Annotated in this window: 22 protein-coding genes; 14 read left to right on the top strand and 8 right to left on the bottom strand. The window is 73.2% G+C overall.

Translation table 11 applies throughout. The annotated features are described in order from the left end of the window. The first annotated feature begins 311 nt into the window (after nt 1-311). Complete coding sequence (locus tag CP980_RS25465) at nt 312-1,442, top strand: alpha/beta hydrolase family protein (RefSeq protein WP_132760570.1); 1,131 nt, start codon at nt 312-314, stop codon at nt 1,440-1,442. A 117-nt stretch (nt 1,443-1,559) separates the two neighbouring features. Next, nucleotides 1,560-3,014, top strand: a complete 1,455-nt coding sequence (locus tag CP980_RS25470; protein WP_373312975.1) for a hypothetical protein — start codon at nt 1,560-1,562, stop codon at nt 3,012-3,014. A 58-nt stretch (nt 3,015-3,072) separates the two neighbouring features. On the opposite strand, the gene CP980_RS25475 is transcribed toward CP980_RS25470, so the two are convergent. Together CP980_RS25475 and ypfJ are read right to left on the bottom strand one after the other, a co-directional pair. Further along, entirely contained in the window at nt 3,073-3,468 is a 396-nt protein-coding gene (locus tag CP980_RS25475) for a VOC family protein (protein WP_132760569.1), read from the bottom strand. A 60-nt stretch (nt 3,469-3,528) separates the two neighbouring features. Further along, the gene (ypfJ, locus tag CP980_RS25480; RefSeq protein WP_132760568.1) at nt 3,529-4,419 is read right to left on the bottom strand and encodes a KPN_02809 family neutral zinc metallopeptidase; all 891 of its coding nucleotides are present in this window, start codon (nt 4,417-4,419) and stop codon (nt 3,529-3,531) included. Between the two features lie 249 nt (nt 4,420-4,668). On the opposite strand from ypfJ, the gene CP980_RS25485 reads away from it, so the two are divergent. From CP980_RS25485 to amaP, 8 genes are all read left to right on the top strand, one after another. Beyond that, entirely contained in the window at nt 4,669-6,267 is a 1,599-nt protein-coding gene (locus CP980_RS25485) for an ABC-F family ATP-binding cassette domain-containing protein (protein WP_132760567.1), read from the top strand. 352 nt (nt 6,268-6,619) lie between these two features. Beyond that, nucleotides 6,620-6,841, top strand: a complete 222-nt coding sequence (locus tag CP980_RS25490; RefSeq protein WP_005319113.1) for a helix-turn-helix domain-containing protein — start codon at nt 6,620-6,622, stop codon at nt 6,839-6,841. A 165-nt stretch (nt 6,842-7,006) separates the two neighbouring features. Continuing rightward, entirely contained in the window at nt 7,007-7,786 is a 780-nt protein-coding gene (locus CP980_RS25495; RefSeq protein ID WP_150529160.1) for an enoyl-CoA hydratase/isomerase family protein, read from the top strand. 295 nt (nt 7,787-8,081) lie between these two features. Beyond that, on the top strand, nt 8,082-8,513 hold the full coding sequence (locus CP980_RS25500; protein ID WP_132760565.1) for an Asp23/Gls24 family envelope stress response protein: 432 nt from the start codon (nt 8,082-8,084) through the stop codon (nt 8,511-8,513). Nucleotides 8,514-8,526: 13 nt separating this feature from the next. Then, the gene (locus tag CP980_RS25505) at nt 8,527-8,709 is read left to right on the top strand and encodes a hypothetical protein (protein WP_099893487.1); all 183 of its coding nucleotides are present in this window, start codon (nt 8,527-8,529) and stop codon (nt 8,707-8,709) included. A gap of 7 nt (nt 8,710-8,716) precedes the next feature. Further along, complete coding sequence (locus tag CP980_RS25510) at nt 8,717-9,127, top strand: Asp23/Gls24 family envelope stress response protein (RefSeq protein ID WP_150529161.1); 411 nt, start codon at nt 8,717-8,719, stop codon at nt 9,125-9,127. Then, nucleotides 9,124-9,732, top strand: coding sequence for a DUF6286 domain-containing protein (locus tag CP980_RS25515; protein WP_150529162.1), 609 nt, complete (start codon nt 9,124-9,126; stop codon nt 9,730-9,732). Before CP980_RS25510 ends, CP980_RS25515 begins: the two co-directional genes overlap by 4 nt. A gap of 4 nt (nt 9,733-9,736) precedes the next feature. Next, entirely contained in the window at nt 9,737-10,312 is a 576-nt protein-coding gene (gene amaP / locus CP980_RS25520) for an alkaline shock response membrane anchor protein AmaP (protein ID WP_132760562.1), read from the top strand. 12 nt (nt 10,313-10,324) lie between these two features. Here amaP and CP980_RS25525 read toward each other — a convergent pair whose 3' ends face one another. The 5 genes from CP980_RS25525 to CP980_RS25545 all read right to left on the bottom strand — a co-directional run bounded on the left by CP980_RS25525 (nt 10,325) and on the right by CP980_RS25545 (nt 13,966). Then, complete coding sequence (locus tag CP980_RS25525; protein WP_150529163.1) at nt 10,325-11,080, bottom strand: SDR family oxidoreductase; 756 nt, start codon at nt 11,078-11,080, stop codon at nt 10,325-10,327. Between the two features lie 10 nt (nt 11,081-11,090). Beyond that, nucleotides 11,091-11,885 carry an SURF1 family cytochrome oxidase biogenesis protein gene (locus CP980_RS25530; RefSeq protein WP_150529164.1) on the bottom strand — a complete coding sequence of 265 codons (795 nt, stop codon included), beginning with the start codon at nt 11,883-11,885 and terminating at the stop codon, nt 11,091-11,093. A gap of 95 nt (nt 11,886-11,980) precedes the next feature. Further along, complete coding sequence (locus CP980_RS25535) at nt 11,981-12,214, bottom strand: hypothetical protein (protein ID WP_078622409.1); 234 nt, start codon at nt 12,212-12,214, stop codon at nt 11,981-11,983. 63 nt (nt 12,215-12,277) lie between these two features. After that, nucleotides 12,278-13,255 carry a DEDDh family exonuclease gene (locus CP980_RS25540; RefSeq protein WP_132760732.1) on the bottom strand — a complete coding sequence of 326 codons (978 nt, stop codon included), beginning with the start codon at nt 13,253-13,255 and terminating at the stop codon, nt 12,278-12,280. A 75-nt stretch (nt 13,256-13,330) separates the two neighbouring features. Then, complete coding sequence (locus CP980_RS25545; RefSeq protein WP_150529165.1) at nt 13,331-13,966, bottom strand: TetR/AcrR family transcriptional regulator; 636 nt, start codon at nt 13,964-13,966, stop codon at nt 13,331-13,333. Between the two features lie 114 nt (nt 13,967-14,080). Between CP980_RS25545 and CP980_RS25550 the strand changes: the two genes are divergently transcribed. From CP980_RS25550 to CP980_RS25565, 4 genes are read left to right on the top strand one after another with little or no spacing between them, the layout of a single operon-like run. Then, nucleotides 14,081-14,893: an acetoacetate decarboxylase family protein gene (locus tag CP980_RS25550; protein ID WP_099893493.1), complete on the top strand. Its 813-nt coding sequence runs from the start codon at nt 14,081-14,083 to the stop codon at nt 14,891-14,893. Then, nucleotides 14,890-15,774 (top strand): SDR family NAD(P)-dependent oxidoreductase, encoded by an 885-nt coding sequence (locus tag CP980_RS25555; RefSeq protein WP_150529166.1) that lies wholly within the window; start codon nt 14,890-14,892, stop codon nt 15,772-15,774. Before CP980_RS25550 ends, CP980_RS25555 begins: the two co-directional genes overlap by 4 nt. A gap of 10 nt (nt 15,775-15,784) precedes the next feature. Further along, complete coding sequence (locus tag CP980_RS25560) at nt 15,785-17,080, top strand: amidohydrolase family protein (protein ID WP_132760558.1); 1,296 nt, start codon at nt 15,785-15,787, stop codon at nt 17,078-17,080. After that, nucleotides 17,077-18,318, top strand: coding sequence for an amidohydrolase family protein (locus CP980_RS25565; RefSeq protein WP_150529167.1), 1,242 nt, complete (start codon nt 17,077-17,079; stop codon nt 18,316-18,318). Before CP980_RS25560 ends, CP980_RS25565 begins: the two co-directional genes overlap by 4 nt. Nucleotides 18,319-18,340: 22 nt before the next feature. Here CP980_RS25565 and CP980_RS25570 read toward each other — a convergent pair whose 3' ends face one another. Then, nucleotides 18,341-21,394 carry an NACHT domain-containing protein gene (locus CP980_RS25570; RefSeq protein ID WP_150529168.1) on the bottom strand — a complete coding sequence of 1,018 codons (3,054 nt, stop codon included), beginning with the start codon at nt 21,392-21,394 and terminating at the stop codon, nt 18,341-18,343. Nucleotides 21,395-21,498 lie beyond the last annotated feature (104 nt).

Below are 21,498 nucleotides of genomic sequence, written 5' to 3' on the forward strand. Positions count from 1 at the left end.
CAACCTGGATGAACGGAAGGTGAACTGGCTGGGGCGCACCGGTGTACTGGCCCGTCACGTCATCGGGACCTTCATCCCCATTTTGCCGCTGATACGGCGATACATGCACGTCAACCCCGGGTAACCGAGTGGCTCCGCAAGGGGTTCCGGTCCCTCGGGCCGGCCCCGGAGGGGTTCGGGGGGAGACGTAGATCACTCCCCGCCGGGGGGCCCGCCGGACCGCCGCGCCATCTCTTCCCGTCCTCGTCCGGCCGCAATCGGAGCATTCCGCTCCAGTGGCCCGCAGGCGCTCCCGCCTCGACACTGGAGCCGTGCCTTCCGCCACAGCGACCGCCGCGGCCGTCGCGACCACTCTCGTCGGGGCCGGCGCCGCCGCGGTCGCCGCCGGCCGGTACGCGGCCGACGCCGCCCTGCGCCACGAACCTGGACGCCCCCTGCCCGGCGGGCCCCGGCTCAGCGTGCACTCCAGCGGCTCCGGGCGGATCACCCTGACCCGCTCGCTGGCCTCCCTGCGCCCGGGTACGTACGGGCTCAGCGCGCCGGGGGTGCACGCCGTGGTCGGGTCCGTCCTCGACGGGTTCGATCCCGGCCCGGACGCCGTCGTACGCCGGCTCCTCGCGGTCACCCACGGCAGCCTCGACCCCGGCACCCGGGTCACCCTCACCCCCCAGGTCCACGCGGGGGACCCGCGGGCCGCCCTCGGGCTCGACCACGCCGACGTGGACGTCCCCGGCGAGCTGGGCGGACTGCCCGCCTGGTTCGTGCCCGCCGCCCGCGACACCTGGGTGATCACCGTGCACGGGCTCGGCGCCGGCCGGGAGCACCCGATGGTGGTCATGCCCTTCCTGCACCGCCAGGGGATGCCCGTCCTCGACCTCGCCTACCGCGGGGACCTCGGCGCCCCCGCGTCACCGGACGGTCTCGGCCACCTCGGTGAATCCGAGTGGCGGGACGTGGACGCCGCCATCCGCTACGCCGTGCGCTACGGGGCCCGCCGGGTCGTCCTGCACGGCTGGTCCACCGGGGCCGCCATGGCCCTGCACGCCGCCGAGCGCTCGGCGCTCGCCGACCGGATCTCCGGGCTCGTGCTGGACTCGCCGGTGCTCGACTGGCACACCACCCTGCGTGCGCTCGTCGCCGCCCGCCGCACCCCGGCGGCGCTCGTTCCGTTCGCGGTGCGGGCGGCCGAGGGGCGTGCGGGACTGCGCGCCGACCGGCTGGCCCCCGGGGCGGACCCTGCGGCGCTGCGCGTCCCGGTCCTGATCTTCCACGGGCCGGACGACACGCTGGCCCCCTGGGGCCCCTCGCGCCGGCTCGCCGAGGCCCGGCCCGACCTGGTCACGCTGCGGACCGTCCGCGAAGCCGGCCACGGGGCGATGTGGAACGCGGATCCGGCCGGATACGAGGAAGCCCTGAGGCGATTCCTCACCCCTCTCATGTGAAGGCCGTGTGCCGGAGGGGGCGGGGAGGATGGATCATCCCGGTATGTCCCCCTGCTGACTCGCGATAATGGCTGGTTCCGTTTGGGCTTTCGGCCGGTGACGGGCGAGACTGCTTCCGTGACGTCCCGAAAGCCTGATGAGCAGTTGGCTCGCGACTCCAGACTCCGACTCGTCTCCCCGCGTTCCGTCGCCGCGGCCCGCAAGGCGGTGACCGACCGACGGGCCCGTACGGCCTCCCGGCCCCCGGCGGGCACCCCCGCCACGGCCGAACTCGCGCGCCGGGCCCGGGCCTCGCTGGCCGACGCGGTACGGCTCGCCCGCTGGGCCGAGCTCAACCTCGGGGCCGGCGACGGCGGCAGGCCCGCCCCGGCGGGAGCGCTGCCCACCGCCGACGTCGAACGTGCCGCCGGTGAACTGAACCTGACCCACGGACAGATCCGCGTCGGCTGGGACCGCGCGCGGCTCGCTGGCCTCGTCGAGGTGCACGGCGGCCAGGCCAGGCCCGGCTGGCGGCTGCGCGCCTGGGACCGCGACGACAGCGCCGTACTGCGCGGCTGGGTGGCCCTGTTCGACGCCTGGTCGCTCGTCCACCCGGCCCCCGCCGACATCGCCCCCGCGGTCGTCGCCGAGGTGGTCGAGGCGATGCCGCAACTGCTCTCCCTGCTCCAGCTGTCCGCCGGTCCCGTGACCGTCCCGGACCTGCTGGACCTGCTCGGGCAGCGGGTCACCGAACTGCGCGACGAGCGCTGCGAGATCCCCTACGACGCCCCCGCGCGCGAGACGCAGCCCACCGGCGCGGCGCCGGCCGGACCGGACACCACTCCCGAGGCGAACGGCCACGCGGCTCCCGTCCCGATCGCCCGGCTGCTGCGCTGGGCGCTCGGCGGGCTCGCCGCCGTGGACGCCGTCACCCTCGGCCCCGCGCAGGCCGCCCTCACCCCGCTCGGCAGCTGGGCCGTCTGGGTCAAGCTCGAACAGATCTGCGTCGCCGCGCAGAGCCCCGCCGGGAACATCGAGCAGTCCGCCGCCGCGATGCTCCACGGCTGCGCCCGGCTCACCCCGGGACCCGCCCGCGCCGAGTACCAGGCCTGGCTCGCCGCCCGGCCCGTCGGGCACGCCGTCAGCGAACTGCTGCACGCCGCCCGCGGCGAGGACGCCCTGTTGCGCGGGCTCGCCTTCGAGGCCCTGCGCGTGGTCGGCGCCCCGGCCGAACCCGAGGTGCGCGCCGCCGTCCGCGATCCCGCCCTGCGGCCCTACGCCCTGCTCTGGCTCGCCGAGCACGACGGGGTGGATCCCGACGAGGCCCAGGACGTGCTCACCGCCGAGGAGACGACCTGGCTCTGGGTGGACACCGCGGCCGCCATCGCCGACCACGGCGAGGCCGAGCTGCTGGCACGCCACCTCGATTCGGCCGTCCGCACCACCGTCCCGCGGCTGCTGGACGAGGTCCGCGCGGTCGGCCATCCGCGCACCGTCCAGGTGCTGGTCGCCCTGGCGGCCGCGCACCCGGACCCGGCCCTCGCCAAAGCGGTCCGCCGGGCCGCCTTCCAGGTCCACACCGGCGGCGCGTAGCGACCGCGGTGCCGGGACGCGCCGGGCCGCGCCTGAAGACGGGAGCGCGCCGCGGGTCTCAGACCTGCGGCGCGTACGTCCCGAAGCTCCAGACGTTGCCCTCGCCGTCGCGGGCCATGTAGTCGCGGGACCCGTAGTCCTGGTCGGTGGGCTCCATCAGGATCTCCACGCCGTGCTCCGCGGCCCGCCGGTGGTGCGCGTCGACGTCGTCGACCACCACGTAGACCCCCACGGGCCCGCCGTCCCCCATGGCCTTGTCGAAGACGCTGCCGGTGCGTTTGCTGCCGAGCATCACCACGCCGTTGCCGTACGCCAGCTCCGCGTGCATCACCGAGCCGTCGTCGCCCTCGTACACCGCGACCTGGCTGAAGCCGAAGGCCCCGGTCAGCAGCTTGATGGCCGCCTTCGCGTCGCGATATCGCAGCGTGGGACAGATGGACGGAACGCCTGCCATGGCGACCACTCCCTCTCGTGACGGTGACCTGGGTCACAGCATGGCAGGCGGCGCCGACAGTCAGCGGAAGGTGTTGCACTGGGCCATGTCGCCCGTGCGGTAGCCCTGGTAGAACCACTGCTGGCGCTGCTGGGCCGAGCCGTGCGTCCAGGATTCCGGGGTCACCCGGCCCTGGAACTTCTCCTGGATCCGGTCGTCGCCGACCGCGGCCGCCGCGTCGAGACCGTCCTTGATGTCCTCGTCGGTGAGGCTGCTGATCAGCGGCCGGCCCGTGGACTCGTCCGGGGCCCGCGTCGCGTTGCGCGCCCACACCCCGGCGTAGCAGTCGGCCTGGAGCTCGACCTTGACCGCGTTGCTGCCCGCGCCCTGCCGCCCGTCCTGGGCCTTCTGCAGGGTCCCCGTCAGGTTCTGGATGTGGTGCCCGTACTCATGGGCGATGACGTACGCCTGGGCGAAGGGGCCGCCGTTCGCGCCGAACTTCGTCCGCAGGTCCTCGAAGAAGCCCAGGTCCAGGTAGACCTGCCGGTCGGCCGGGCAGTAGAAGGGGCCGACCGCCGTGGTGGCGGCGCCGCAGGCGGTGTTCACGCGGTCCTTGAAGAAGACCGTCGACGCCGGGGTGTAGCGGCCGCCGCGCCGGGTGAACTCGTCCTTCCAGAAGTCCTGGGTGCTGTTGACGACCGCGACCAGCCGGCAGTCCTCGCGCGCGTTGGCGTCCCGGCCGGTCCTGCAGCTCTGCTGCACCTCGCTGACCGACGAGGAGGTCGCCGCCGACTCCGGGTTCCCGGAGGAGAGCCCCAGCTGGTCCGGTCCCACACCGAAGAGCAGCCCGAGGATCAGAGCGACGAGGCCCGCGATGCCACCGCCGATCGTCGCCCGCCCGCCGGGGACGCGGCTGCCGCGCACGTCCTTGACCTCGGACGTGTCCAGATCGGCGTCGTCGTCGAACTGCATCCCGCACCGCCTCGATTCAGCGTGGCCGCCCCTGCGGCGAGTATCACCCGGTCCATCCTGATACGCGCCCCGCCCCACCGGGGCCGCCCGTACGCCGAACGGGGGACGTGTCAAGGGCCCGGACGCCCCGAAAACTGGTTGCGCACCCCCGGTAGAATGAATCCCATGGCAAATCTCCTCGCGGATTAGCGGCGTCGAAGCATCGCGTCCTGCCCCCCTTCCGCCGTCCCCCCGCCCTGGAGTATTTCCGTGATCACCGCCACCGGCATCGAGCTGCGCGCCGGCGCCCGCGTCCTCATCGAGTCCGCTTCCTTCCGCATCGCCAAGGGCGACCGCATCGGCCTGGTCGGCCGCAACGGAGCGGGCAAGACCACGCTCACCAAGTGCCTCGCCGGCGAGGGCCAGCCCGCGGGCGGCTCCATCACCCGCTCGGGCGAGGTCGGCTACCTCCCGCAGGACCCGCGCACCGGCGACCTCGACGTCCTGGCCCGCGACCGGATCCTCTCCGCCCGCGGCCTCGACGTGCTGCTCAAGAAGATGCGCATGAACGAGGAGCGCATCGCCACCGGCTCCGGCGCCACCCGCGAGAAGGCCCTCAAGCAGTACGAGCGCCAGGAGACCGAGTTCCTCACCAAGGGCGGGTACGCCGCCGAGTCCGAGGCCGCGACCATCTCGGCCGCCCTGAGCCTGCCCGAGCGGGTCCTCGGCCAGCCGCTGCACACCCTCTCGGGTGGTCAGCGCCGCCGCGTCGAACTCGCCCGGATCCTCTTCTCGGACGCCGACACCCTGCTCCTCGACGAGCCCACGAACCACCTCGACGCCGACTCGATCGTCTGGCTGCGCGACTACCTGAAGAGCTACCGCGGCGGCTTCGTCGTGATCTCCCACGACGTCGACCTCGTCGAGACCGTGGTGAACAAGGTCTTCTACCTGGACGCCAACCGCTCGGTCATCGACATCTACAACATGGGCTGGAAGCTCTACCAGCAGCAGCGCGAGGCCGACGAGAAGCGCCGCAAGCGCGAGCGCCAGAACGCCGAGAAGAAGGCCGCGGCCCTGAACTCGCAGGCCGACAAGATGCGCGCCAAGGCGACGAAGACCGTCGCGGCCCAGAACATGGCCAAGCGCGCCGACCGCCTGCTCGCCGGCCTGGACGCCGTCCGCGTCTCCGACAAGGTCGCCAAGCTGCGCTTCCCGGACCCGGCGCCCTGCGGCAAGACCCCGCTGACCGCCGAGGGCCTGTCGAAGTCGTACGGCTCCCTGGAGATCTTCACCGACGTCGACCTGGCCATCGACAAGGGCTCCCGCGTCGTCATCCTCGGCCTCAACGGCGCCGGCAAGACCACGCTGCTGCGGCTGCTCGCGGGCGCCGAGAAGCCCGACACCGGCGAGGTCACCCCCGGCCACGGCCTCAAGCTCGGCTACTACGCCCAGGAGCACGAGACGCTCGACCCCGAGCGCACGGTCCTGGAGAACATGCGCTCGGCCGCGCCCGACCTGGACCTGGTCGCCGTACGCAAGACGCTCGGCTCCTTCCTCTTCTCCGGGGACGACGTCGACAAGCCGGCCGGGGTCCTCTCCGGCGGCGAGAAGACCCGTCTGGCCCTGGCCACGCTGGTCGTCTCCTCGGCGAACGTGCTGCTCCTCGACGAGCCCACCAACAACCTGGACCCGGCCAGCCGCGAGGAGATCCTGGGCGCGCTGCGCACGTACAAGGGCGCGGTCATCCTCGTCACGCACGACGAGGGCGCGGTCGAGGCGCTGGAGCCGGAGCGGATCATCCTGCTCCCCGACGGAGTCGAAGACCTCTGGGGCCCGGACTACCGGGACCTCGTCGCCCTCGCCTGAACCTCTCCGGGCCGGTGATCCAGTTCCTTATGGATCATTCGGCCCAGGCGTGATCCATCATCTGAGTGAGACGGTCTCGTACCCCTGCGCTCTGTACGACGGCCCCCGCCGTGCCCGTCCGGGTACGCGCCCGGGGCCGTCGTTTTTCGCTCTCCGGCCCCTGACCTGGACATTCCCGGTGAGGGTGGAGGAGTGTGACGGACGTCATGCAGCGGAGGAGAAGATTCCGTTCTGCTGATGTGTCCACCGCTCGGGAAATGTCGTCGTACCGACCTTGCTGAATGGGTGGCCAGGAAGCCGGGGAGGGGTGATCATGAGAAGTCCAGAGCGCACTTCCCATGAGGAGGCACGGGTGGCCGAGACTCTGAAGAAGGGCAGCCGGGTAACCGGCGCCGCGCGCGACAAGCTCGCGGCAGACCTGAAGAAGAAGTACGACTCCGGTGCGAGTATCCGTGCGCTGGCCGAGGAAACCGGCCGGTCTTACGGGTTCGTCCACCGGATGCTCAGTGAGTCCGGAGTCGTTCTGCGTGGTCGCGGTGGCGCGACGCGCGGCAAGAAGGCGGCTTCGGCCTGACCGACCCCCATCCAGGCCGTCAGGCCCGGGGCCGGGGTGGATCACGCTCGCTGCCCACACCGTAGTTCCTTCGGTGACCCCCGGTCGGCCCTCCGGCCGACCGGGTGGTTACTGTGCAGTCACTTAGGCCGGGATTGCGGCCGACTGCACACCGGAGGCACACCGATGGCTCTGCTCGACAAGGACGGCGTACGGCTCACCGTGGACGACTCGGTCGCAACGGTGACACTGACCAATCCGGCCAAGCGAAACGCTCAGTCCCCCGCGCTCTGGCGGGCGTTGGCGGAGGCCGGAAGGTCGTTGCCGGGCACCGTCCGGGTCGTGGTGCTGCGCGGTGAGGGCCAGTCCTTCTCCGCCGGACTCGACCGGCAGGCGTTCACCCCCGAGGGTTTCGAGGGCGAGCCGTCCTTCCTCGATCTGGCGCGCGGCTCGGACGAGCTGCTCGACTCCACCATCGCCGAGTACCAGGAGGCTTTCACCTGGTGGCGGCAGAGCGACATCGTCTCCATCGCCGCCGTACAGGGCCACGCGATCGGCGCCGGCTTCCAGCTCGCGCTGGGGTGTGACCTGCGCGTGGTCGCCGACGACGTGCAGTTCGCCATGCGCGAGACCAGCCTGGGGCTCGTGCCCGACCTGGCCGGGACCCAGCCGCTGACCTCGCTGGTCGGCTACGCCCGCGCGCTGGAGATCTGCGCGACGGGCCGCTTCGTGCACGCCGAGGAGGCGGAGCGGATCGGGCTGGCCAACCTCGTCGTACCGGCCGAGGAGCTGGACGCCGCGGTGCAGGACCTCACGACGGCGCTGCTGGCCCCGCCGCGCGACGCCGTGATCGAGACGAAGGCACTGCTGCGCGAGGCCGGATCTCGTTCGTACGACGCCCAGCGCTCGGCGGAGCGCGCCGCTCAGGCCCGCCGTCTGCGGGACCTGGCGGGCCTCTCGGACTGACCCGGCGTTGCGGGGGCGGCCCCCGGATCCCCATGCCGCCGTCCGGGCATCCCAGGGCGAAGCCCGCCGGCCGGGTGATCTCCGCCGGCGGGAACGGGCCCGCGCGATCCCGCGCAGGGCCATCCCGCGGCCGCGCCGCCCGGTACGTACGGCGGGTGGACGCCGGAGGACCCGCCCCCGCCCCTGCGGATCGGGTCTCCGTGCGCCCCGCCGACCGGCGTAGTCCTGGTGCGCCGCCGCGGCCCCGCGCATACCGTGGTGCGGAGTGAGTCCAATCCGCGCGAAGGGACACGCGATGACCGAATCCACATCCGGGGGCGCCTCACGCCCCCCGGCAGACCGCGGCCGCACCACCATCTCGGACGGGGTGGTCGAGAAGATCGCCGGGCTCGCCGCCCGTGAGGTGGTCGGCGTTCACGCCATGGGCAGCGGCACAGGTCTCTCCCGTACCTTCGGCGCCGTCCGCGAACGGGTGCCCGGCGGAGCGAAGTCTTCGGCCTCCCGTGGGGTGAAGGCCGAGGTCGGCGAGGTGCAGACCGCCCTCGACCTGGAGATCGTCGTCGACTACGGCGTGTCGATCCGCGACGTCGCGAGGGCCGTACGTGAGAACGTCATCTCGGCGGTCGAGCGGATGACGGGCCTGGAGGTCGTCGAGGTCAACATCGCGGTCAGCGACGTGAAGCTGCCCGACGAGCCCGACGAGGAACCGGAGTCCCGACTCCAGTGAAGGAGGAGCCCGCATGAGGATGGCCATCGTCGGCCTCTTCGCCGGCATGGCCCTCGCGTTCGCCGGGTACTTCGGCGGATTCGGGGCCTTCCTGCTGGTGGCGGCGCTCGGCGCCATCGGCTTCGTCGTCGGCCGGTTCCTGGACGGGGACCTGGAACCCGGCGTCTTCTTCCGCCCCCGCGACCGTGACAGGTGAGGCCCCGATGACCACGCCACGGGTGGTTCCCCCGCACACGCCCCCCGCCGAACGGGGGGCCACCCGGATCGCCGACCGGGTCGTAGCCAAGATCGCGGCCCAGGCCGCCCGGGAGGCGCTGGCCGCGCGGCCGGACGGCCCGCCCGGAGCCGAAGGGGCCGGAGCGGGGGGCGCCGCCGCGCCGGGAGCCCCGCACGCCACCGTCACCGTGCACCATGACATCGCCCGCGTACGGGTGAGCCTGGAGCTCGACTACCCCGCCGACCTCGCCGCCCGGTGCGCGGCCGTGCGCAGCCGGGTCGTCCGCCGCGTCGAGGAGTACGCCGGCATGTCCGTGCCCGAGGTGGACATCGACATCGAGCACCTGCACTCCGCGCACACCCGCACCGCCGCGGTACGGGACCGGAAGCTGCGGTGACGGCGCCCGCCGCCGACCGGGCACCGGCCCCCGACCGGGCGCCCGCGCCCGTGCGCGTCGCCCGGTTCCGCTCCTCCCGGCGGGTGCCGGCCGCGCTGACCGCCCTGGCGGTGCTCGGGGCGGCGGGCCTTTTCCTCTACGACCTGGCCGCCGTACGGGCCCACCGCCCCGGTATGGAGTGGCGCCGCGAACTCACCCGGCAGCTGGAGCGGCAGACCCCCGCGGACCCGGCGGTGCTCGTCGGCGCCGGGGTCCTCGCGGTCGTCGGGGCGCTGCTCCTCTTCCTCGCCCTGGCTCCGGGGCTGCGCAAGATCCTGCCGATGCGCCCGCCCGGTACGGCCGCCGGGATCCGGGCCGGGCTCGCCCGCAAGGCCGCCGCGCAGGTGCTCCGGGACCGGGCCATGGAGGTGTCGGGAGTGCAGTCGGCGCGGGTCAGGGTGCGACGCTCCCACGCGGTGGTCCGCGCCGCCTCGCACTTCCGCGAGCTGGACGACGTACGGGCGGACTTGGAGGAGGTCTTGGCCGTCGGCATCGCGGAACTGGGCCTCGCGCACCCGCCGCGGGCGCGGGTACGGGTCACCAGGGCCCCCGTCGGAAAGAGGTGAGGGCATGCTCGGGACGGTGAACCGCATCGTGCTCGGGGTCATCGGCGCCGTACTGCTGGCCGCCGGGGTGGGGTTGTCGGTAGCGCCGGGGCCGCTGGGCGGCCGCCACGAGCCGCTGCTGAGCGCGGCGAACCGGGAGCGGTACCTGCACGCCGAGGGCTGGTGGTGGTGGGCGGTGCTCGGCGGGCTCGGGGTGTGCGTACTGCTCGCCCTGTGGTGGCTGCTGGCGCAGCTGCGGCGTTCGCGCCTGCCCGCGGTGGCGGTGGACACCGGGGACGGCGCGTTCGCGGTGTTGCGCGGGCGGGCGTTGGAGGAGGCGGTCGCCGCGGAGGCGGGGGCGCTGGACGGGGTCGCCCGGTGCGGTGTCGCGCTGCGGGGCCGGCCGGGGCGCCGGGGCCGGCGCACGGGGCCGAGGATGCGGGTGGACGTGGAACTGGAGCCGCACGCCGTCCCGGCCGACGCCCTGGCGGGGCTGGCCGGGCCGGTGCTCGGGCACGCCCGCCGGTCGGCGGGCCTCCCCGAACTGCCCGCGGAGGTCCGCTTCCGGATCACCTCCCACCGCGCCCGGCGGGTGACCTGACGGCCCGGGGCGTCAGAAGCCGTGGCGGGAGCCGCCGTCGACCGGGAGCATGATGCCCGTCAGGTACGAGGCCGCGGGCGACAGCAGGAAGGCCGCCGCGCGGCCGAACTCCTCGGGAGTGCCGTAGCGCCGCAGCGGAATGCCGGATTCGTTGGCCGCGCGGGCCGCCGCCGCATCGCCCGACAGGGCGTCGAGCTCGCGGACGCGGTCGGTGTCGATCCGGGCCGGGAGCAGCCCGACCACCCGGATCCCGCGCGGTCCGAGCTCCACCGACAGGGACTTGGCGAAGCCGGCCAGCCCCGGCCGCAGCCCGTTGGAGATGGTCAGACCCGGGATCGGCTCGTGGACGGAGCCCGACAGGACGAAGCCGATGACCCCGCCCTCGCCCAGCTCGGCCGTCGCCGCGCGGGCCAGGCGCACCGCGCCGAGGAAGACCGACTCGAAGGCGGCCGCCCACTGCTCGTCGGTGTTGCTCACCGCCGAACCCGGGGCGGGGCCGCCGACGCTGATGAGGATGCCGTCGAGGCGGCCGAAGCGTTCCTTCGCGGTGGCGACGAGCGCGGCCGCCGCCCGCGGGTCGGCGTTGTCCGCGCCGACGCCCACGGCGTTCGGCCCCAGAGAGGCGGCGGCCTCCGCTGCCCGCGCCGCGTCGCGGCCCGTCACGATCACCTTCGCGCCGTCCGCCGCCAGTTCGCGGGCCGAGGCGAAGCCCAGGCCGCGGGTGGCTCCGGTGACGACGTAGACACGGTCCTTCAGTCCAAGATCCATGCCCGACACGCTACGCCGTCGGCGCCGGCTCCCGCTCGGGGGTGGCGCCGGCCGCCGCGGCCGAGGCCCGGTCGCGCTTCTCGCGCCGTACGAGGACCAGCCAGCCCACCGGCACCGCGGCGGCGAACAGCCACCACTGGACGGCGTACGCCATGTGCGGGCCGATCGAGTCGTGGTCGGGATCGGCGATCGGCTCGGGGCTGCCGCCCGCCGGCGCCGGAGCGGTGAGCTCCATGTAGCCGCCGAGGACGGACTTGCCCAGGAACTGCGCCTGCTGCGCGCTGTTGATCAGCATCACCTGGCGGTCCGGCAGGCCCTTGCGGTCCTTGATGCCGCTGCCGCCGCTCGTCTCGTCGGCCTTCAGCCGTCCGGTGACGGTGACCTCGCCCGAGGGCGCGGCCGGCACCGGCGGGTACGCGCGAGGGTCGTCGCCGCCCGCCACCCAGCCGCGGTTGACCAGGACCACCCGGCCGTCGGAGAGCACCAGCGGGGTCAGGACGTGGAATCCGACCTTGTCGTCGTTGTCGGTGCGCATGCGTACGACGACCTCGTGCGCGGAGTCGTACGTGCCGGTGGCGGTGACGGCGCGCCAGAAGTCGGACCGCGGGACCTGGTGGCCGGGGGAGGTCACCTCGGTCACCGGCACCGGCTTCGCGGACAGGTTCCCGGCGATCAGTTCGTTCTGGGCGACCCGGTGCTCATGGCGGTGGTACTGCCAGAACCCCAGCTTGATCATCGCGGGGATGAGGGCGAGGGCGACGAGGGTGAGGCACACCCATTGCCGGGTCAGCACAAAGCGGTACACGCCCACGACGGTACCCCCAGCCGAGAAGACCCCGGCGGCCGGGTGGCCGTCCGGGGTCGGGAGGGGAGAGGGGAGGGGTGAGGGGGAGAGGAGGGTCACACGCGGTCGACGATGCCCACCTTCCCCTCCGCGCGGGCGCAGTGCGCCCCGCAGTACCACTGGCCCTCGACCTCGACGCCCTGTCCGATGATCTGCACGCGGCAGTGCTCGCAGATGGGTGCCATGCGGTGGATGGCGCAGGAGAAGCAGTCGAAGACGTGCACGCTGCCCTGCGCGTGCACCTCGAAGGACATGCCGTAATCGTTTCCGCATACCTCACAACGTGCCATGCGCCACAGGGTGGGACCGGACGGGCGGGACGGGAAAGCGGGTGACGGCGAGTCGCCCGACGCTCACCCGTCTGCCGCAGCCACGTCCCGCAGCAGTTGGGTGAAGGCCGCCTCGTCCACCACCGGCGTACCGAAGGACTTCGCCTTGACCGTCTTGGAGGTGGCCGAGTCGGGGTCGTTCGTCACGAGCAGGCTCGTGAGCCGCGACACACTCGTCGCCACGTGCAGCCCGGCCTCGACCGCGCGGTCCTCCAGCAGCTCCCGGTCGACCGAGGTGTCACCCGAGAAGGCGATCCGCATGCCCTGCTTGAGCGGCTTTCCGTCCTCGAAGCGCCCGGGGTTGGGGTGCGGGCACGGCGGCCGCTTGCGCGAGGGACGCCAGCTGTTGGTCCCGTACGAGGCCTGCCGGCCGATCCGCGGGGTGACGGGGGAGTCCGACCACTCCGTCAGCGGCCGGCACTCCAGCAGGGGCAGGCGTACGCCGTCCCGCGCGGCGGCGTGCAGGGAGGGCCGGAACGCCTCCGCGAGCACGCGGGCGTCGTCGAGCGCGTGGTGGGCGCGCTGCTGGACCACGCCGAAGTGCGCGGCGAGCGACTCCAGCTTGTGGTTGGGCAGCGGGAGGTTCAGCTCCTTCGACAGGGCGATGGTGCACAGCCGCTGACGGACCGGCGCGGTCTCGGCGGCCCGCGCGTACTCCCGGGCGATCATCTGCCAGTCGAACATGGCGTTGTGCGCGACCAGCACCCGGTCCGCGAGCCGGCCCGCGAACTCCTCGGCGATGTCCTTGAAGAGCGGCGCGTCCTGGAGCATGTCGCTGGTCAGCCCGTGGATCCAGACGGGGCCGGGATCGCGCTGCGGGTTGACCAGGGTGTACCAGTGGTCCTCCACATTGCCCTGAGCGTCGAGCCGGTAGACGGCGGCGGAGATTATCCGGTCGTCGCGAGCGAGCCCGGTCGTCTCCACGTCGACGACCGCGTACCCGTCGGGGTACGCGGTCGGCCACGTCGTCTCTGCGGTCGTACGGTCGTCGAGCATGGTCACAGAGGATATCGGCACACACTGACACCTGATGCCCCTCGGGTTCGGCCGGCCCGGGCGCGGGGCCGGCAAAGCGGACTACCGCGGAGGCGGGTTCGGTGACGCCAGCAGGGAGCGGACCAGGGCGCGCAGGGAGAGCAGGAACAGCCGCTCCGGGTCGGCCGGGCGGGCCAGGGCGCGGGCGAGCTCCGGGTCGTCGGGGGCCACGGAAGGGTCCCAGAGGTCGCTCTCGGCGGGGGACTGGGCGGGGGAACGCTCGCGGTTGCGTTCGACGAGGAGGTACCCCACGATCTGGAACTGGACCGCGCGCACGGCGTCGGCGGCCCGTGCCCCGCGCAGCCCGGCCGCGTGCACCTCGTGGACCAGGGCCTGCTGGGCGGGCAGGAACATCCGCTCGGTGAGGCCGCGTTCGTGGACCATCGCGATCAGGTGGGGCCGCTCGCGCAGTTCGCGGCGCAGGATCCGGGCCACGGAGAGGATCCGCTCGGCGGGGGTGCGGCCGGCCGGCCGTATCGCGCCCATCTCCTGGACGGTCCGCTCCACGAGCGCGTCGAGCAGGGACTCGCGGTTGCCGACGTGCCAGTAGATGGACGTCACCGCCGTGCCCAGCTCGGCCGCGAGCTTGCGCATGGTGAGGGCGGCCGGGCCGTGCTGCTTGACCAGCGAGGCGGCCGCCGCCAGCACCTCGTCACGGGTGAGCGCGCTTCTGGCCATGGCCTTCTCCCGCCAATCTGTCGGATCGTCAGTTCTGGTCCGTGCAGGGGTCTTTACCCTTCATCGGTCGCGGTGTAACTGTGTTACAGAACCTACCGAAGGGTGGCGCGAGACATGGCACGCGTACGGTACGGAGCGCGCACCGAGGCCGAGATCACGGCGTCGCGCGAGAAGAGTTCCCAGCTCCCCGACATCTGGTCCACCGGAGTGGTGGCGGTCTGGGAGAGCGACCCGGACGTGGTGGCGGCGGTCCTGCCGCCACCGCTCAAGCCCGCCGAGCGGCCCCTCGTACGGGCCAACATCAGCAAGGTCGACCTGCCCGGCTACCCCCTCGGCGCCGGTTCGGTGGCGGTCGCCGCACAGCACGGCGGGGTCGAGGGCTGGTACCCGCTGGTCATGCCGATGACCCACGAGCGGGCCCTGATCGGCGGCCGCGAGGTCTTCGGCGAGCCGAAGAAGCTGGGCGAGGTGGAGGTGGAGCGCGAGGGGCTCGTCGTACGGGCCTCCCTGGCCCGGCACGGGATCGCGTTCGTGGAGGTGCGCGGGGCGGTGGACCGCCCGCTGCCGCTGCCCGAACCGGCCGCCAAGACCGACTTCTACTTCAAGTTCCTCCCGGCGGTGGACGGTTCGGGATTCGACGCCGACCCGGTGCTCGTACACGTCACCCGCAACGAGAAGGTCCGCAAGCTGGAGCACATCACCGGTGACGTGGTCCTGCGCGAGTCGATGTTCGACCCGGTCGCCGACCTCCCCGTACGGCGGATCGTGGAGATCACCATCGGCGAGAAGACCACCGACCAGAAGGGCCGCGTCGTCGAGCGCGTCAGCGCCCAGGCGCTCCTCCCCTACATCCACCAGCGCTACGACGACCCGATGCAGATCCTCGACGCGCCCCCGGAGGGATCGTCGCAGGGGAGGGCGACATGAGGCTCGAACCCGGACAGGTGGCCGTCGTCACCGGCGCCGCCAGCGGCATCGGGCTCGCGATGGCCCGGCGCTTCGCCGCCGAGGGGCTGAAGGTCGTCCTCGCCGACGTGGAGGAGGGGGCCCTGCGCAAGGCCGCGGACGAGCTGGCCGCCGACGGCGCCCAGGTGCTCGCCCGGCCCGTCGACGTCAGCGACCGCGACAGCGTCATCGCCCTCGCCGACGCCGCGTACGACGCCTTCGGCGCCGTGCACGTGCTCTGCAACAACGCGGGCGTCGGCTCCGGGGCCGAGGGCCGGATGTGGGAGCACGAGCCCAACGACTGGAAATGGGCGTTCTCCGTCAACGTCTGGGGCGTCTTCCACGGCATCCAGGCCTTCGTCCCCCGCATGATCGCGGGCGGCGGCCCCGGCCACGTCGTCAACACCTCCTCCGGCGACGGCGGCATCGCCCCGCTGCCCACCGCCTCCGTCTACGCCGTCACCAAGGCGGCCGTGGTCACCATGACCGAGTCGCTGTACGCCCACCTCAAGGCGGTGCGCGCGCCCGTCGGCGCCTCCGTCCTCTTCCCCGGACCGCACATGCTGCGCACCGGGCTGTGGGAGTCGCACCGCAACCGGCCCGAGCGGTACGCGAAGCAGCGGCCGCGCAAGACCCCGTACCGCAGCCTCGACCAGTACGAGGCCGCGATGAAGCAGGCCGGCCACGCGGTGGACTTCACCCCGGTGGAGGAGGTCGCCGAGCACGTCGTCGACGGCATCCGCGCCGACCGCTTCTGGATGCTCCCGGCGAGCGAGCACAGCGACCGGCAGATCCGCGCCCGGTCGCAGTCGATGCTCGACCGCGCCAATCCCGCCTATCTGGAGAGCTTCATCCTCGACTGAGGAGCGACCGTTGAACGACAGCAGTGCGTACGAAGACCCGTACCTGATCATTTCCTCCGACTGCCACGCGGGACTGCCGACCGAGCAGTACCGCCCGTATCTTGACTCCCGCTTCCACCCCCAGTTCGACGAGTTCCTCGGCCAGCGCGACGCCCGCCGCGCCGAGGCCACGAAGCTCGGCGTCCGCAACGAGGCCTTCGCCGAGAAGTGGTTCCACGATCACGAGGAAGGCCTGCGGGGCGGCTGGGACACCGGTCAGCGGCTGAAGGAGCTCGACGGCGACGGGGTCGCCGCCGAGGTGGTCTTCCCCGACGCCGACGCCGTGGACAGCCAGACCGCCGCCCCCTTCGGGGTCGGCCTCGGGCTCTCCGGCGACCAGGACCCCGAGCTCGGCATGGCGGGCGCGCAGGCGCACAACCGCTGGCTGGCCGAGTTCGTCTCCGAGACCCCCGAACGGCACTGCGGGGTCGCCCTGCTGCCCATCACGGGCGAACCGGCGAAGGTCGTCGCCGAGGTGTACCGGGCCAAGGAGTCCGGGCTCGGCGCGCTGATGATCCCCGCGATGTGGGTGGACAAGGCGCCCTACCACGACCGCCGCTACGACCCCGTGTGGGCGGCGGCGGCCGAGACGCGGATGCCGATCGTCACCCACTCGGGATCCTCGCCGCGCCACGAGTACGGCGACCACCTGGGCATCTTCGTCTCCGAAGTCACGTGGTGGCCCTCGCGCCCGCTGTGGTTCCTGCTCTGGTCGGGGGTCTTCGAGCGGCACCCGGGGCTGAAGTTCGGCGTCGCCGAGTCGGGCTGCTGGTGGCTGCCGAACCAGCTGTGGTTCATGGACCGGCTCTACCTCGGGGCGCACGGCGGCAAGAAGCTGTCGCCGTTCGAGGAGCTCAAGCGCCCGCCGAGCGAGTACCTGGACCGCCAGGTGTTCATCTGCGCGACCAACACCAAGCGGCGCGAGCTCGCCCAGCGCTACGAGATCGGCGTGGACAACATCCTGTGGGGCTCGGACTTCCCGCACCCCGAGGGGACCTGGCCGAGCACCCGGACCTGGCTGAAGAACACCTTCCACGACATCCCCGTCGGCGAGACCCGCCGGATGCTGGGCCTGGCGGCGGCGGACGTCTTCGGCTTCGACACGCGCAAGCTGGCCCCGCTCGCCCGGCGGATCGGCCCGACCCCGGCGGAGCTGGGGCAGCCGGCCGACCAGGCCGCGGTGGAGGCCTCGTGGGCCCGCTCGCGGGAGACGGGCCGCCACTGGCTGACGGGCGAGGACTTCCCGGCCCTGGGGGTGACCCGATGACGGACACGGACGCGGACGAGGACCGGGACCGGTACACGGTCATCTCGGCGGACTGCCACGCGGGCGCGGACCTGCTGGACTACAGGCCGTACCTGGAGAAGCGGTACCACGAGGAGTTCGACGCCTGGGCCGCCACGTACGTGAACCCGTACGAGGACCTCCTCGCGGACACCGCCGACCGCAACTGGAACTCGGCGCGCCGGCTCTCGGAGCTGGAGGCGGACGGCATCGTGGCGGAGGTGGTCTTCCCCAACACCATCCCGCCGTTCTTCCCGAAGGCCTCGCTGATGGCGCAGCCGCCGACGGCCGAGGAGTACGCGATGCGCTGGGCGGGGCTCCAGGCGCACAACCGCTGGCTGGCGGACTTCTGCGCCGACGCGCCGGGCAGGCGGGCGGGCGTGGTGCAGATCCTCCTCAACGACGTGGACGCGGCGGTGAAGGAGATCCGCCGCACGCGGGAGGCAGGCCTCACGGGCGGCATCCTGCTGCCGGGCGTCCCGCCGGGCTCGACGGTGCCCGAGCTGTACTCGTCGGCGTACGACCCGATCTGGGCGGTGTGCGACGAGCTGGACGTCCCGGTCAACCACCACGGCGGCTCGGCGTCACCGCCGCTCGGGGACGAGCCGGCCGCGCGGGCCGTCTTCATGGTGGAGACGACCTGGTTCTCGCACCGGGCCCTGTGGCACCTGGTCTTCGGCGGCGCCTTCCGCCGCCATCCGGGCTTGAAGCTGGTCCTGACCGAGCAGGGCTCGGGGTGGATCCCGGGCGTGCTCGACATGCTGGACTACTACCACGGCCGCCTGGTCGCGGCCTCGGCGACGGCGGAGTCGAAGTTCGGGGCGGGCCTGGCGGAGTCGATGGGCAAGGGCCCGAGCGAGGTCTGGCGGGACAACTGCTTCGTGGGGGCCAGCTTCATGCGCCCGCACGAGGTCCCGCTGCGGGACCGGATCGGCCTCGACAAGATCATGTGGGGCAGCGACTACCCCCACGACGAGGGCACCACCCCGTTCTCCCGCGAGGGCCTCCGCATCGCCTACGCGGGCCTCCCGAGGAAGGAGGTGACCGCCATGGTGGGCGGCAACGCGGCCCGCGTCTACGGCTTCGACCTGGCCCTGCTGGACGCGGTCGCGGCCAAGCACGGCCCGACGGTCGCGGAGATCGCGGAGCCCCTGGACACGATCCCCCCGCAGGCCACGAGCCCCGCCTTCGCCCGAGGCGGCTCGGTCCGCATCTGGTAGCCCGCCGGCCCGTTGGGGCGGCTCACGGCCGTCGGAGCCTGAGCCGCTCCGGCGGGATGCCCTCGGCACCGGTGACCTCCGCGGTGCCGAACACCGTGACCGTGAGCCCGTCCAGGCCGGACAGCGGACTGAGGTCGTGGGTCTCCCCGCAGTGGTTCAGCATGAGGTTCCTCAGGCCGGGCAGGGCCCGCAGTGGAGCGAGGTCGCCGACGGAGCACTGGTTCAGCGACAGGGCGGTGAGCCGATCGTGTCGGGGCAGCCGGGCGAGGTCCGGTGCCGCGGCGGTGACGGTCAGGCTCGTGAGCGCGGGCTTGGCGACCCGGGCGAGCTCGTCGGCCTGGCCGTCGCCGGTGACCGCCAGTGACCGCAGCCCGGTCCAGCGGTCCAGACCCTCCAGTGACAGGCCCTCCGCTCCCCGGAGCAGGTGGAGGGTCTGCAGCCCTTCCGGGAGCGGGAGATCGCCGACCCGGTCCGCGGACGTCCGGCAGCCCAGGGCCAGGGTGTCCAGGCCGAGTTCGCGCAGCGGCTCCAAGGGGACGCGGTCCGGCAGGCCGACCAGGCTGAGCTCGCGCAGCGGCAGCCCGGCGAGCGGCGCGAGGTCGGTCACGTTCGGGCACAGGGACAGCCCCAGGAAGGCCAGGCGGTCGAGCGGCGCCAGCAGGGACAGGTCACCGAGGCCTTCGTTGCGGTAGACGAAGAGCCATTCGAGGTCCGGGCGCCGTCCGACCAGCTCGGGCAGGCCGGGGGCCCAGTGCAGGTTGATCCTCTTCACCTGGGTGAGCCGTCCGACCTGGGCCAACTGCTCCCCGGTGCTCACCAGCAGGCTCGCACCGGACATCGGGGCCGCCGAGAGAACCGCGTCGGCGTACTCGCCCGCATCGAACCGGCCCCAGCTGTCCGCCAGGGCGTAGGCCACGTTCAGGCGGTTGTCCCGCCGGAACCGGGCGATGATCTCCAGGGCGCGCACCCCGCCGACCAGCCCCGCCGTGCGGACGATCGCCTCCGCTTCGTCCTCGCCGAGATCGTCGTCCAGGGGCAGCAGTTCCAGCACGAGCTCGCCGGCCTTGGCCAGCTCCTCCGCCTGACCGCGGGTCCGGGGCGGCAGCAGGCGCGCCGTGCGCTCCTGTACGTCGGCGCGCACGGCCGGGTCCAGTTCCGGGGCGTGTTCCAGGCAGGCCGCCGCCAGCAGGATCAGGCGGTTGCGGGCGCCTTTGACCTTGTCCGCCCGGCGGAGCAGCCCCCGCAGGATGCGGACCCGCTCGTCCGGGCGGGCGTGGCCCACGGCCATGCGGACCACGTCGTCCCAGGTGTCGTCCTGGGCGTTCTTCACCAGCACGCCGAAGTCCCTGGCCTCCACCGCCGCCTTCGCGCCCAGGTAGTCCTGGAAGGTGCGGTGGACGAAGTCCACGGAGCCCCGGACCGGTTCGCGCAGCAGTCCGCTGCGGATCAGCAGGTGGGAGAAGACCTGCTCCGCATCGGCCCGTACCTGGGGCATCGCGTCCAGCCACTCGCCCACCATCTCCACGGCCTCCTCCCGGACCGCCTCGACCTGGCCGTTCCTGATCAGCCAGTACGCGAACCGCTGGAGCAGCGCGATCTGCTCCTCCCGGGTGAGGTACACACCCTCGACGCCGAGGATCTCCCGCTCGGTGTCGCGCCGGACCAGCAGCATGTCCAGCGCCGCGTCGTACAGCTCCTTCCGCGCCCGCGGCAGCTGCATGCGGCGGTCCTGGTTCAGGGCGCACAGCAGCGCGCACATCAGCGGGTTCGTCGCCAGCCGGCCGAGGTCGCGGCGGCCGGCGACCGCCTCCAGCAGCGAAGCCTCGTACGCGTCCACCTCCTGGCCCTCCGCCCGGGCCGCCGCGTGCCAGTGCCTGACGAAGGCCCGTACGTCCTCCCGCTCCATCGGCAGCAGCGAGTGCGGGGCGAACCCCTGACCGGCGAGCCAGCTCTCGGGGACCGCCGACGGCCGGGTCGTCACCACGTACCGCGCCTTCGGGAACGCGGTGATCAGCGAGCGCAGCCACGCCTCCGTGCGGGTGCGCAGCCGCTGCGGGACCTCGTCCACGCCGTCCACCAGGACCAACGCCCGCCCCGAGGCCATCAGTTCCTCGACCCACCCCGGCGGAGCCGTCAGCGGTACGCCCGAGGCCCGCAGGAACTCCTCCGGCAGCGGGAGGGCGTCGGCCGACGTGAAGGAGCGCAGGCGCAGCACGAACGGTACGCACGTGCTCCACGGCCCCTCGGCCTGCCGGGCGGCGTTCAGCGCCAGCCACTGCACCAGCGTGCTCTTGCCCGACCCCGCCGGGCCCCGCAGCAGGACCCGCTCCGCCGTGCCGAGCGCCTGCTCCGCCCTGACGGAGGTCTGGTGCGTCCCGGGCCCGCCCGGCATCAGCTCCTGCTCGCCGGTCACCGCGAGGCTGATGTACGCGAGGTCCAGGGGCCATTCCTGGCGCGCCCGGCCGGTGGTCACGCCGAACAGCTGAAGTCGCCCGTGGGCCTCGGCGACGTACCGCGCGTAGCGTTCCTCGAAGGCGTGGGCCGCCCCGTCCGAGCGGTCCGCAAGCCGGTCCAGCGCCCGCCCCAACTCGCCGGTCCGGCGCACCAGTTCCACGTCCGTCCGGGCGCCGAAGGCCGGGAGGGTCGTCACGTACTCCACCGCGTGTGCGCAGCACAGGCGGATCAGGCGCCCGTACAGCGCCCCGGCCGGCGGGCTCAGCCCGGGCGGGGGCGGCGGGAGGGTGGCCGCCAGGGCCGCGGGGTCCAGGTCCACTGCGAACAGCGACTCCGGAGTCAGCGGCCCGAGCGTGGCGAAGGCGTCCGCGACCGCGTCCAGCGCCGCCAGGCGCTCGTGCTCCGGCAGTGATCCGCACGCCGGGCCCATGCGGGACGCCAGGGCCTGCGTCAGGCGGCGGATCTCCGGGTCGCCGAGCTCCGCCGGGCGGCGCCAGCGCGGGGCCGGGGCGGCCGGGTCCGCCGCCAGGCCCGCCCCCGGGGACCGGCTCAGCAGGGACTTCACCAGGGCGCCCGCCGCCGTGCCCGCCACCCGTAGGACCACCGTCTCGAAGCCCGTCATCCCCCGCCCTCCCCTTGGCCCGGAGATTATCGCGTGAACCGCCGGTAACCCCGATGGATACCGATCGGTAACAACCCCTGGCGGAGCCCCCGAACCCGCTCTAT

It is taken from the genome of Streptomyces vinaceus (genome assembly GCF_008704935.1).
Taxonomy (GTDB): Bacteria; Actinomycetota; Actinomycetes; order Streptomycetales; family Streptomycetaceae; genus Streptomyces; species Streptomyces vinaceus.